Source organism: Nocardia tengchongensis (genome assembly GCF_054781395.1).
Map to the genome: position 1 here is coordinate 2,006,794 of NZ_BAAGUM010000006.1, position 12,868 is coordinate 2,019,661.

Annotated in this window: 8 protein-coding genes and 1 pseudogene; all 9 read right to left on the reverse strand. The window is 67.2% G+C overall.

Going from position 1 to position 12,868, the window contains the following annotated elements; genetic code table 11:
* Positions 1-342: 342 nt before the first annotated feature.
* A pseudogene (locus tag ACYVKL_RS20310) lies at positions 343-2,130 on the reverse strand (alpha/beta hydrolase-fold protein); the annotation flags it as partial.
* A gap of 162 nt (positions 2,131-2,292) precedes the next feature.
* On the reverse strand, positions 2,293-3,321 hold the full coding sequence (locus ACYVKL_RS20315) for an alpha/beta hydrolase (RefSeq protein WP_357189775.1): 1,029 nt from the start codon (positions 3,319-3,321) through the stop codon (positions 2,293-2,295).
* Between the two features lie 96 nt (positions 3,322-3,417).
* On the reverse strand, positions 3,418-4,248 hold the full coding sequence (locus ACYVKL_RS20320; protein WP_379165319.1) for an alpha/beta hydrolase: 831 nt from the start codon (positions 4,246-4,248) through the stop codon (positions 3,418-3,420).
* Between the two features lie 322 nt (positions 4,249-4,570).
* Complete coding sequence (locus ACYVKL_RS20325; protein ID WP_357189773.1) at positions 4,571-5,530, reverse strand: alpha/beta hydrolase; 960 nt, start codon at positions 5,528-5,530, stop codon at positions 4,571-4,573.
* 565 nt (positions 5,531-6,095) lie between these two features.
* Positions 6,096-7,142 carry an alpha/beta hydrolase gene (locus ACYVKL_RS20330; protein ID WP_379165320.1) on the reverse strand — a complete coding sequence of 349 codons (1,047 nt, stop codon included), beginning with the start codon at positions 7,140-7,142 and terminating at the stop codon, positions 6,096-6,098.
* A gap of 191 nt (positions 7,143-7,333) precedes the next feature.
* Positions 7,334-8,428, reverse strand: a complete 1,095-nt coding sequence (locus ACYVKL_RS20335) for an alpha/beta hydrolase (protein WP_379165321.1) — start codon at positions 8,426-8,428, stop codon at positions 7,334-7,336.
* 202 nt (positions 8,429-8,630) lie between these two features.
* Positions 8,631-9,611 (reverse strand): alpha/beta hydrolase, encoded by a 981-nt coding sequence (locus tag ACYVKL_RS20340; protein WP_379165322.1) that lies wholly within the window; start codon positions 9,609-9,611, stop codon positions 8,631-8,633.
* 316 nt (positions 9,612-9,927) lie between these two features.
* Entirely contained in the window at positions 9,928-11,859 is a 1,932-nt protein-coding gene (gene zomB / locus ACYVKL_RS20345) for an arabinofuranosyltransferase AftB family protein (protein WP_379165798.1), read from the reverse strand.
* Positions 11,860-11,905: 46 nt separating this feature from the next.
* Positions 11,906-12,853, reverse strand: coding sequence for a decaprenyl-phosphate phosphoribosyltransferase (locus tag ACYVKL_RS20350; RefSeq protein WP_379165323.1), 948 nt, complete (start codon positions 12,851-12,853; stop codon positions 11,906-11,908).
* Positions 12,854-12,868 lie beyond the last annotated feature (15 nt).

Here is a 12,868-nt window from a genome sequence, read left to right on the forward strand (position 1 = left end):
CGGCGGTTCGGCGGGCGTGGGCTCTGGAGCCGGGGCGGGCACCGCGGCCGGAGCCGGGGCGGTGGCGGGAACCACGGCCGGAGCCGGAGCCGCGGGAGCCGGGGCCACGGGGCCCGGGGACGCCGAAGCCGGAGCGGCTGCCGCAGGGGCCGGAGCCCCGGGAACCACCGCGGCGGGGGCCGCGGGAGCCGGGGCGGGCGCGGGGGACGCGGCGGGCGCGCCCGGCAGCGGGGCCGCGGGCTGCGGCTGCGCGGCGGGCTGGGGTTGCGGCTGGGCCGGCTCGGGCTTGGGCTGCTCGCTGCCGGGGATGGCGATGGGCCGCCCGTCGTGGGTGGCGGCGATGGCACGGCCGTCGTGGATGGTGATGGTGCCGCCCTGGAAGGTCTGCTGGAGGCCGCCCGGGCTCTGACCCTCGTCCGAGATCGGGTAGCCGAGCGGACCGTTCTCGAATCCGGTTGCGCCCCAGGCGTCCATGATCTGTCCGGCCCGCACGCCCCAGGCTCCGGAGAGCGGGCTCCAATAGATGTTGCCGCCCTCGAACGCGGAGTAGCGGCCGAAGTCGCGCAGCCCCTGCTCATCGGAGGTCGGGAACCCCCAAGGGCTGTTCTCGAATCCGAGCTGGCTGTACTTGCCCAGGATCAGACCCTGCACCAGGTGCGCGCCGGTCTTGGCGCTGAAGTACATCGGCCCGTTCTCGAAACCCTGGACCACGCCGTCCTTCTGGGGCGTGCGGGCCTCCTGGCCGTTGGGGTATCCGGCGGGGCCGCGTTCGAAGCCCGCCCTGGCCCATTCGTCGAAGATGGCGCCGCGCACCGCCTGCGCCCCGGTCTGCGGGGTCCAGTAGACCGATCCGTTCTGGAAGTGCTGCAGCCGGCCGCGGCCGTCGGGCAGTCCGCCCTCGCCGCCGGTCGGGAAGCCGAGAGCGCCTGCCGCGCCGCCCGATCCGGCGTAGCTGCCGCCGATCGCGCCCGCCACCGGCTGCGCGCCCGTGCCCTGGGAGAACATCACCTTGCCGCCGCGGAAGTCCTGGCTGACACCGCCGGGGACCTGGTATTCGGCGGTGAGGCAATCACCGAGCCAGTTGTTGCCCGCCACGACCGGTGCGATCGCGCCGCCGGTCTTGCAGTCGACGGGGGTCTGGTCCACGCCCAGCGCGGCGGCCGTCTGCGCCCAGGCCTGCCGCATCTCGAAGTCCCAGTACGGCCAGGTGTGGGTGCCCGACGCGCGGTAGTTCACCGAGACCGGGATGTTCAGCTTGTTGAGCTTGGCCACGAAGTTCTGGGTGCTCAACCGGGACAGCACCTCGAGGCCGAGTCCGGCGTAGTTGGTGCTGATTCCGGGAACGTCGGACAGCGGGTCGGTGGCGCCGGCGACGCCGTTGCCGCTGGAGACGTACAGCGCCAGACCTTTGAGCTTGTCGGCCAGCTCGTACGGGTCGTGTTCCTTCCAGGCCGGACTCGACGGCGGCCCGAACATCTTGCTGGAGTCGTATCCGCCCGCGTCGTGCATGGCGAAGTTGACCGCCTGCGGCATGCCCAGCGAGGTCAGGGTGAGGAAGCCGGAGTAGGAAGAGGCCGAGCGGACCCAGCCGGGGTTGCGGCCGGCCAGCATCATGGCCGCGGTGCCGCCCATCGAGAGTCCTTCGACCGCACGCACATCGGTGGCCCGGAACTGGCTTTCCAGCAGCGGCGGGAGTTCCTTCACCAGGAAGGTCTCCCACTGGTAGTTGCGCCCGTTGTCGGGGGCCAGCCAGTCGGCGTAGAAGCTGGACTGGCCGCCGACGGGCAGCACCACCAGGGTGTTCTTGTCGGCGTAGAAGCCGGCCGCGCCCGCGTCCTTGGTCCAGCCGTTCTCGTCGTCGGTGGCGCGCAGGCCGTCGAGCATGTAGACCACCGGGAACTTGGCGTCCGGCTTGGTGTTCCAGTCGCGGGGCAGCAGCAACTGGATCTCGACCGGTGCGCCGCTGGCCGGGGAGTTCACCCACATCGACACCCGGCGGTCGTTGAGCCAGGTCAGCTTCTGGACGGTCGCCGCAGGTGCGACCGGCCCCTCGGGCGCGGCGGTCGCCGGTCCGGGCATCGCTGAGATGCCTACGACCAGCGGGAAAACCGCCGCCAGGGCGCATGCCATCCGGCGCACGCGCCCTCGTCTGATCCCACGGACAACTCCAGCCACACTAGTGTTGTACCTCCGGAACCGGGCGAGTCCCGGTAGGACACACGGAAACCGGCCAATCCACAGCAAACGACCAGTTTTAGCCCGTTTTGCGGCGTGTCGCGTTGCGACACCCCGCTAATTCGCGCCCAGCGCCGCCAAAATGTCGGGCCGGGCATCGGCCAGCTGGTCCTGCCAGTAACCCCACGAATGGGTGCCCTCGACCGGCAGGCTGTAGTGCGCGTCGATGCCCAGCTGATCCATCCGGCCGATGAACGACATGGTGTTCATCATCGACAAGGCCTCCAGCGCAACAGCATTGACGGTATTGAACATTCCGGTCGCGCCGTCCGGGTGATCGTGCGAACCGAGCACGCCCCACGACGCCGAGATGTACATGGGCAGGTTCCGCAGCTGCGGGGCGAACACGAACGGGTCCATGCGCAGCCACTGCGGACTCCACGGCAAGGCCATCGAATCCACGTTGAACCGGCCCGCGTCGAGCATCGCGACCCGAATGGCCTCACGCATGCCGGGCGCCGAGATGTTCAGATACCCGGAGAACGACGAGGCGTGCTTGAACTGGTCGCGGTGATAGGCGGCCAGCGCCAGCGCGGCCGAGCCGCCCATGGACAGTCCGGCCACCGCGTTGTTGGTGCGGGAGACGCCGTAGCCCTCGAGGAACGCGGGCAGCTCCTCGGTCAGAAAGGTCTCCCACTTGTAGGTGGACTTCTGTCCGTTGGTGCTGGAGGGCGCGCTCCAGTCGGTGTAGAAGCTGGACTGGCCGCCGACCGGCATCACCAGGGTGACGTTGTCCTCGGCGAACTGCCGCAGGGCATTGGTCTCGAAGGTCCAGGCGTTGAAGTCGTTTCGGGCGCGCAGGCCGTCGAGCAGATACAGCGCGGCGTTGCCGCCGTGCCTGGCCCACTGCACCTGCACCTTGATCGGCCCCATGCTCGACGGCACCATCAGCTCCTCGAAGCCGCCCTCGGGGGTGCGGTGCAACGGGTGCGTGGGCATGGCGAGCGCGGGTCCGGCCAGTGCCGGGAGGGCCAGCACGGCGGCGGCCACCACGAGGGTGCGCCGCCAGAACCGTTTGGCGCGAGCGCGCTTGGTGATCGGAACCGAACCGTGTCGCGGGCATGACGAAGCGCCCTGTACTGCCATAGAGATCGATCTCCTGAACCGCAGGGGGAAGCACACCGATTGTGACGGGAGTCACGAACAACGGTGCACTCTACCGCTACCGCCGGGCGACTCCGATCACGGCTCCACTCCGAGCGCCGCCGCGGCTTGCGGCCAGGACTGACGCATCTCGAAATCCCAGTACGGCCAGGAATGCGTGCCGGCCGGCCGGTAGTTCACCGAGGCCGGAATGCTGAGCTTGTTCAATTTGGTCGCGAATTGCTGGGATGAGAAGCGCGCCAGGATCTCCAGCGCCGCACCCGACCAGTCGGTACTTACTCCGGGGATCGAAGACGACGCGTCCCGGGCGCCGCCGAAACCACTGCCGCTGGAAATGTAGAGGCTGATGCCCTTGAGCCGTTCCGCCAACTCGTACGGGTCGTGGGCGGACCACTCCGCGTCGCCGGGCGGGCCCCACATGTGATCGGTGTCGTCCTCGCCCGCCTGTCGCATGGCGAGCTGAATCGCTTGCGGCATACCGAGAGTGGTGGTCGCGAGCAGTCCGGAGAACGAGGCCGCGTAGCGGGCGAAGCCCTTGGTGCGGGCGGCCAGCATCATGGCGGCGGCGCCGCCCATCGACAATCCGGCGACGCCGCGGGCGTCGGTGGTGCGCCAGTCGTGTTGCAGCAGCGGCGGTAATTCCTTGGTGAGGAACGTTTCCCACCGACTGATCTTTCCGCCCGCAGGTTGTTTCCAGTCGGTGTAGTAGCTCGCGACGCCGCCCACCGGCAGCGCCACCACCACGTTCTTGTCGGCGTAAAATGCTTCCGCCCCAGCGTTTTTGGTCCAGCCGCTCTCCTGATCGGTGGCCCGCGTGCCGTCCAGCAGAAGCAGCAGCGGGAACTTCGCCGCGGGCCGGCTGTCCCAGTCGCGCGGCAGCAGCAGCTGCACCTGGACCTGCGCTCCCATGGATGGCGAATCCACCGACAGCGCAACGCGTCTCGCGCTCAGCCACGCCACCTGACGAACCGTCGCTGCCGCCGCCGGCGGCGGTTCCGCGCCCGACGAACCGCTGGTGAGAACTATCGCGACGGCCGCCAGGATGGCGACCGTCCCCCTGATCCGGCCTGAGAGCCGTCGCCGCGATACCACCTGTGCCACATTAGCTTTTGCGGCCCCTTCCTACAGGGCGCGCGCGTATTGCACTGTGCCCCTTGACAACACGGACGGCCCCGAGAAACACGAATGCCGGTCACCCCGAGGGGTGACCGGCATTCGGGCTATCGCTGTATCAGATGGCGTGCAGCGCCGACAGGATGCCGATGCGCGACTTCCACAGCTCGGCTTCCCAGTACTTCCACGAGTGGGTACCGGTGGCCGGGAAGTCCCACTCCGCCTGAATACCCAGCTGCGCCAGGCGAGCCTGGAACGAGCGGGTGTTCACCAGGCAGACCGCCTCGATGCCCATGCCGACGCCGGTGTCGAAGACCGCGCCGACATTGCTCGGCCGGTCGAACTCACCGGGCAGCGCGCCACCGGCCGAGATGTGCATCGGCAGGCCACGCAGCTGCGGGGCGAACACGAACGGGTCCATGCGCAGCCACTGCGGGCTCCACGGCGGCGCCATCGAGTCGATGTTGTAAGCGCCCCAGCGCAATACGGCCACACGGAGGGCCTCACGCATACCGGGGGCGGAGACGTTCAGGGCGCCGGAGTACGAGCCGGCGTACTTGAACTGGTCACGGTGGAAAGCGGCCAGCGCGAGCGCGGCGCCACCACTCATCGACAGACCGACCACCGCGTTGTTGGTGCGGGAGACGCCGTAGCCCTCGAGGAAGGCCGGCAGCTCCTTGGTCAGGAAGGTCTCCCACTTGTAGGTGAACTTCTGACCGTTGGTGTTACTGGGCGCGAGCCAGTCGGTGTAGAAGCTCGACTGTCCGCCGACCGGCATGACCAGGGTGATGTCGTCGTTCGCGAACTGCTGCATGGCATTGGTCTCGAAGCTCCACGCATTGCGGTCGTCGCGCGCGGCCATGCCGTCGAGCATGTAGAGCGCGCCGTTGCCGCCGTTGCGGGCCCACTGGACCTGGACCTTGATCGGGCCCATGCTCGACGGGACCATCAGGTCCTCGGTGGCACCCGGGTTCATGCGGTGGGTGATGCCGTGGGCGGGCAGGGCCTGCGCTTGCGCGCCGCCCACCACGACGGGCAGTGCGAGAGCGGCGACCGATGCGACCAGCGTCCGCCTCATCCATGTACCCGCACCGCGTGTCGGTCGCGCCGCAGTACTCCCCCCACTCCTGCCGAACCTCATGAATCCTGCTTTCTATTACTCCGGCTACTTCGCTGCTGACGGCCAACCCGCCCCATGAGCGCAGCCGAGTACGGCCGCAACATCACCGGACAGCGAGATCCCCGACAACCTCATCAGATTGGTTCCGCTGGACAATATGTCACGGAGCCCACTCTCGGCAACAGGACCGAATGATCTTTCAGCACAATGAGAAACATGTCGCATGCGTGTGTCGCGCTACTGGCGCGAACTGCAACTGACGCGTACACGAACTCGCATTTCGCCTATGCGCAAACATCGATTCAGGACCAGTGACTTGTGTCACTCGCCATCTATTCGGCATTCCTATTACGACTGTTCAGCCGGGCGCGGGCAGCGCCGAATCGCGGTGGCCGGCAATGTCTCCGTACCCGGCGGTCCGTAGAAACAAATCAGCGACATGAGACGAGGTCTCATGTCGCTGATCGAACATCCGGTTCGAGCTCGGAACGAACCGTGGTGCGGTAGTGCGGCTTTCGGGTGGTCAGCCGATATTCGCGGAGAGATCCGGGATCATCCGGTACGCGTTGTCCTGCCAGTTGGTCCAGGCGTGCAGACCGGCCGGCGGGAAGTCGTAGACCACATTGCCCGCGCCGAGCGACATCATGCGGACCTGGAATGCGCGGGTATTGGCCAGCGCCAGCGCCTCCAGCGGCGTACCGCGGATGATGCGGTCGGCGGCCGCGCCGAGCGGGATATTGAGGTCCTGCTGCATCGGCGCACCGCTGCCGGCCGCAACCCAGACCCGGGTGTTGTTGGCGATCAGGGTGGGCGCGAAGACGAACGGGTCCATACGCAGCCACTGCGGGCCCCACGGCGGCGCCATGCAGTCCACGTTGTAGCCGCCGGCGTCCATCATGGCCGCGCGAATGCCCTCGCGCATACCCGGCGCGGAAATGTTCAGGTAGCCGGAGAACGAACCGGCGAAGCTGAATTGGTCGGGATGGTAGGCCGCCAGGGTGAGCGCGGCACTGCCGCCCATCGACAATCCGAACACGCCATTGCGATTCGGATTGAAGCCCAGCCGATCCCGCAATGCCCAGCGCAGCTGATTGGTGAGCAGGGATTCCCAGGTGTACCGGTAGCTCTTGCCCTCACCGCCGCCGAGCGACTCGGTGACGCCGGATCCGGAATTCGCCGCGGAGGAGCCGGTGCCGGGCCGGACGCCGAAGAATGAACTCGGCGAATCCCAGTCCGCGTAGAAGCTGGACTGGCCGCCGACCGGCATCACAACATTGATGTTCCAGCTCTGCAGGACCTCGGCGACATTGGTGTTGATTTCCCAGCCGTTCAGATCCCCTCGAGCGCGCTCACCGTCGAGAACGTAGACGACGCGGTTCGTGTTGCCGTCGGCCGCTGGGAAGATACGCGACTTGATCGGCCCCATTTCCGGTGAATCGACCCACAAGTCGAATCCGGAGGGATTGAACCCGGCTGATACGGGCGGAGCGACCACCGCTCCCGCGCCTAGTGGCAGCAGCATCGCCGTCGCGATCCCCAGCACAGTTCGTTTGAAGCCACGCACCCGCATCGACCCAGCCTCTCATCGGAGCACAGACGATCCAGCAGAACGATCTTCTCTTCGGAACCGCACAAGTATCGGACGTCCGCTTCGGCGTGTCGGGCGTGTCAACGCAAGTGTCCCCCGGGCGAGTCCAGATCTTGACCTTCGCCCGGGGGACATGTCGCGTTCATTTTCAGCGCTGCGACGCGCTGCGGCCGTCAGCCGATGTTGTGGGAGAGATCCGGGATCATGCGGTAGACCTCGGCCTCCCAGTTACGCCAGTTGTGCACACCGGTGCCGGGGAAGTCGTAGGTGACGTTCTGCGCGCCCAGGGTCGACATGCGCACCTGGAAGGCCCGGGTGTTGGCCAGCGCGAGCGCCTCCAGCGGCATGCCCTGGATCACCGACATGACGCCGGAGACGTCGCCGGCGGCCGGGATGGCGCTGGCGGCGGAGATCCACAGGCGGGTGTTGTTGGCGATCAGGCGCGGCGCGAACACGAACGGGTCCATGCGCAGCCACTGCTGACCCCACGGCGGGGCCATCGAGTCCACGTTGTAGCCGCCGGCGTCGATCATGGCGACGCGGATGGCCTCACGCATGCCCGGCGCGGACACGTTCAGGTAGCCGGAGAACGAACCGGCGTAGCTGAACTGGTCCGGGTGGTAGGCGGCCAGGGTCAGCGCGCCCGAACCACCCATGGACAGGCCGAACACGCCGTTGCGGTTGGGGTTGAAGCCCAGCCGGTCGCGCAGCGCGTTGCGCAGGTCCTGGGTGATGAAGGTTTCCCAGGTGTAGCGGTAGCTCTTGCCCGGGCCGCCGGCGAACAGGCCGAAGGCGCCCGAACCCGAGGCCGAGCCGGAGGCGGAACCCGACGAGGAACCGCCGGCCGAGCCGCTGCTGCCGCCGCCGATGCCGAGGATGGAGCTGGGCTCGGCCCAGTCGGCGTAGAAGCTGGACTCGCCGCCGACCGGCATCACGACGTTGATGTTCGCGGCGGTCAGCGCGCGGACGACCTCGGTGTCGTTCTCCCAGCCGTTGAGAATCTGGGTGGCGCGCATGCCGTCCAGGGCGTAGACGACGCGCGAGGTGTTGCCGTCAGCCGCGCGGAAGACGCGGGTCTTGACCGGCCCCATGCTGGCCGAGTCGACCCAGAAGTCGAACCCGTCGGGGTTGAAGGCCGCGTGCGCGACACCGCTGACCCCGGCCACCGAGGCGCCCAGGGGAACCATGAGGGCCGCGGCGAGCCCGAGTGCCGATCTCTTCAACCATCCGCCGCCCGATCCCGGACGTCTAACCCACTCGCCTCGCATGTACTTGTCCGGCCTTTCGTGTCCTGTTCATTCCGTGCAACCCGCCGGTCCGTCATCGCCCGGCGGAAGGTCTCGGGGAGCCTATCGTGCATTAGCTAACGGTTCGTTATCGGTTCGTGACAGAAGTGACGGGCGCCACTATTTTCCGGAAACGTGCCCTGAACTGCGCATTGATACAGGACTCGAGACAAAGTCCGGCATGTCAGCCGATATGCGACGAGAGATCAGGCAACTGCTTCATGAGTTCCGGCTCCCAGGTGTGCCAATTGTGAATACCGATCGGCGCGAAATCGAAGACGGCGTTTCCGATGCCGAGCACCGCCGCGCGGGCCTGGAACATCCGGGTGCTCGCCAGCGCCACCGCCTCGATGCCCATGCCCTCCTCGGTCGCGACCGCGGCGATGTCACCGCCGCCGGGAATGGCGCTGGCCGCCGAGATCCACAACCGGGTGTTGTTGGCCTTCAAGCGCGTTGCGAAGACGTGCGGGTCGAGGTGCTGCCATTTGGCTTCGGTCGAGGCCATCGCGTCCACGTTGTAGCCGCCGCATTCCAGCATGGCGGCGCGGATCGCGGGCTTCATTCCGGGCGTGCTCATATCGGGCACACCCGAATTCGAACTGGCGTAGCTGAACTGGTCCGGGTGGAAAGCGGCCAGCATGAGCGCGGCGCTGCCGCTCATGGAGACGCCGATGACGCCGTTGCGGTTCGGGTTGAAGTTCAGGCGATCGCGCAGCGCGTTGCGCAGGTCGGTGGTGATGAAGGTTTCCCACTTGTAGGTGTAGGACTTGCCCGGACCACCCGAGAACGCCTGGGTGGCACCGGAACCGGTCACGTCACCCGGCGCGGTGCCGGCCTTCATGCCGAGGAAGGTGCTGGGCTGGTTCCAGTCGGCGTAGAAGCTGGACGCGCCGCCGACCGGCATCACGACATTGATATTGGCGTCCATCAGCGCCTGGGCGACGTTGGTCTCGATCTCCCAGCCGTTGAGGTCCTCGCGGGCGCGCATACCGTCGAGCAGGTAGACCACACGGTTCGTGTTGCCGTCGGCCGCACGGAAGACGCGCGACTTGATCGGGCCCATCGCGGAATCCACGTAGAAGTCGAAACCGGCCGGATTCAGCGCCGCCTGGGCGGCGCCACCGGAGCCCGCCACCGACACCCCGAACGGCAGCAGGACCGCCATTGCCAGGCCGAATGTCGCCCTCGTCAACCACGCCCGCGGCCTCGGCCGAGCTCCTCGTATCCAACCCGCAGTGGCAGCGCTAGGCATTGTGATGTTCCGGCCTTCCATAACTCATGACATCCGCTGTGACACATAGGAAGATCACCCGCAGCGGCCTGTCGAGTAGCGTATCGCGGAACCACCTGCCAGGCGTTACCTAATCGAGACAGAATTTCAAACTTTTACCCCTGTTCGTGACAAAACGCCCAAATTGATTGGCGTACAGCGCAAAAAGCCCCGTATCCGATCCGGATACGGGGCTTTTGTGGCTGTCCGATTACTTCGGCTGCTGGGTCGGGTCGACCAATCCGCAGCGCTGGATCTCGTACTTCGGCACCCGGTCGATCCGATACTTCGCGAAATCGAGCGACTGCATGACGTTGTGCCGCCAGCGGTCGAAGGTCAGCGGGCCGCGCACCGAGGCCAGCATCGCCTCGGTCTCCGGGCAGGACAGCGCCGTTCGCGCCTGCGTGGTCCACTTCTCGTCCAGGAACGACGGCATCCACGGGTGCTTGTCCACCATGCCGGTGTCCACGACCACCCAGTCGGAGTAGAGGTTCTTGTCGTGTCCGATGCGGCCGTCGGTCAGCCGATCGGTATGCGAGGCAAGCGGATAGGCCAGGCCCATCTGATCGATGACCCGCACGTCCAGCGGGACGTTCATGCTGGTCATGCCGAGATTCAGGAAGAACACGACGTGTTCGCCATTGCCCTCGGGCACCGGCGCGGGCACCAGATACCAGTTCGTGAACGAGGGCGAGCTCAACAGCAACGCGCCGTCCGGCGAGTTCGAGATGTCGCGGACCATGGCCCGGATGCGCGGGTAGTCCAGGTAGTCCTCGGCGCGGATCGGGTGATCGTGACCGGTATTGAGCACGTAGTAGATGCGCTCGTCGACGATGCCGTTGGCGCGAATCTTGGTGCCGGTGGTGATCGCGGTGGTGTCGGCCGCGAAGACCGCCCAGCCCGCGACGCCGGCGAAGGCGGCCAGCACGACCACCGAAGCCAACTCCATCCGGCGCGTTCCGGCCGCGCCCGCTGCGAGCTTGCGCGGCAGCCGGACCGGCAGCACCGCCACCGGCAGGATCAGGCAGAACACCTGCGGCAGCAGCATGCGGCCGTGCATGAAGTCGCCGCCGACGCGAATCTCGTAGACGGTCAGCACGAAACCGCTGCCCAGCATGAGGGCGACAACCGCGGCGGGGGTACGCAGCCGATGGCTGAAACTGTCAATTCGCCCGCGCCATCCGGGTTTCCGGGTTTCGCTCGCGTTCGAGTGCGAGCCGCCGGCCGGCTCGGACCGGTGCTGGCGCGCCAGCACCACACCGGCCACCAGCAGGATCAGCAGCGGCAGCCACAGCCAATACGGCCCGACCAGATCCCACAGATAGGTCAGGCCCTGGTTCCACTTGGCGCCACCGGCGTCCTTGGCCACCGCGGTATTCGGGTAGGGCAGACCGTAGTAGCCCATCCGCCAGATCTGGTACGCGATCGGCAGCAGTCCCGCGACCACCACGATCAGCGCCCGGAACTGCCACGCCCGCAATCGGGTCGCGGGCGTCGGCGCGCAGAACAGCATGAGCAGCGCGAGCGCGCCGACCAGCGTCATCTCCGGCCGGATCAGCGGCGCCAGGCCGGCGCAGAAGACCAGCGCGAGGAAGCCCGCGGGGCGCACCCGCTCGGCCTGGCTCCAGCGCACCATCCCCCACCAGAGCACCGCCAGCCAGAAGATGACCAGGCAGGACTCGAGTCCGGAGGTGGCGTAGTCGCGGGCCGGGGGCAGGGCGATGTAGACCAGCACGCCCGCCGGCAGCAGCAACGCGGAACCCGTTCCGCCCCACAGCCGGGCGGTGCCGAGCATCGCGACCACGATGGCCAGCACCGACAGGGTGAGCGCGATGCCGAGCACCACGTATTCCAGCCGGATCTCGGTGAGCCAGCTGAAGAAGTAGACGATGTAGGTCCAGGCCGTACTGGTATTGGCCTCGACGCGTTCGTCGACATTGAAGACCGGACCGTTGCCCGCCAGCAGGTTTCGCACCGTGCGGAGAACGATCAGGCCGTCGTCGGCGATCCAGCGCCGCTGCCACGCACCGGCCGCGAACAATGTCGCGGTCAGTGCGATCCCACCGATGAACGTGGCTCGGGATAGTCGCGAGGCACCGCGCGCGGAGTCATCCGCACGCCGACGGGCGCGACCGACCGGCAATTGTGCCGTCGGTGCGCCCGTCTCTCGCTCTTCTCCCTCTACCACGTCAGGTGAGATAGACAGCGACACCCAGGGCTCCGATCAAGGCGACTGCGAGGAACTGGAGGACACGGTCCCCCAGGGCGATCTCTTCCGGCTCACCCGCTTCGCCACCGTCGACATCCACCGCGTAACGCATGATGGCGATGACGAACGGAATCATGGAAATGGCGAACCAGATGGTGTCCTTGGCGCGATCCTGCTCGAACGCCCACAGACCGTAGAACACGACGACCGCGGTGGCCGACAGGGTCCAGACGAAACGCAGGTAGGTCGGCGTGTAGTACTCCAGCGACTTGCGGATCTTGGCGCCCGTGTCGAGCGCGTACTTCAGTTCTGCGTAGCGCTTTCCGGCCGCCATGAACAGCGAGCCGAACGCCATGATCAGCAGGAACCACTGGGACAGACGGATATCCGAGGAGACGCCGCCGGCGACCGCGCGCAGCAGGAAGCCCGACGACACGATGCAGATGTCCAGCACCGCCTGGTGCTTGAGGCCGAAGCAGTACGCCAGCTGAATGGCGATGTACACCGCCATCACCACGGCCAGATGCCAATTCGCGGCGAACGACAGCAGGATCGAGCCGATCAGCAGCACCGCCGACAGCGCGTAGGCCAGGTTCACCGGCACCACGCCGGCCGCGATGGGCCGGAAACGCTTGGTCGGGTGTGCCCGGTCGGCCTCCACGTCGAGCGCGTCGTTGACCAGGTAGATGCCCGACGCTGCCATACAGAACACGACGAACGCGAGGGCCACGTGCCCGAGCACCGTCACATCGCTGATCACCAGATCGCCCGCGGCGGTCTTGCCCGCGGCCAGCGGCGCGGCCAGCACCAGCACGTTCTTGATCCACTGGCGCGGACGCATGGCCTTGATCAAGCCGCCGCCCAACGTCTTCGGCGGTCCCTTGACGACCGCCTCTGCTAGGTCGGTGCTGGTCGGCTCTTCGCTCATGTCAACGATGGCTTC

Coding starts and splice junctions, on each gene's coding strand:
- ACYVKL_RS20320 (WP_379165319.1), bottom strand. CDS start 4,248: ATGGGAGCGCAGGTCCAGGTGCAGCTGCTGCTGCCGCGCGACTGGGAC.
- ACYVKL_RS20330 (WP_379165320.1), bottom strand. CDS start 7,142: ATGCGGGTGCGTGGCTTCAAACGAACTGTGCTGGGGATCGCGACGGCG.
- ACYVKL_RS20335 (WP_379165321.1), bottom strand. CDS start 8,428: ATGCGAGGCGAGTGGGTTAGACGTCCGGGATCGGGCGGCGGATGGTTG.
- ACYVKL_RS20350 (WP_379165323.1), bottom strand. CDS start 12,853: ATGAGCGAAGAGCCGACCAGCACCGACCTAGCAGAGGCGGTCGTCAAG.
- ACYVKL_RS20325 (WP_357189773.1), bottom strand. CDS start 5,530: ATGAGGCGGACGCTGGTCGCATCGGTCGCCGCTCTCGCACTGCCCGTC.
- ACYVKL_RS20340 (WP_379165322.1), bottom strand. CDS start 9,611: ATGGCGGTCCTGCTGCCGTTCGGGGTGTCGGTGGCGGGCTCCGGTGGC.
- ACYVKL_RS20315 (WP_357189775.1), bottom strand. CDS start 3,321: ATGGCAGTACAGGGCGCTTCGTCATGCCCGCGACACGGTTCGGTTCCG.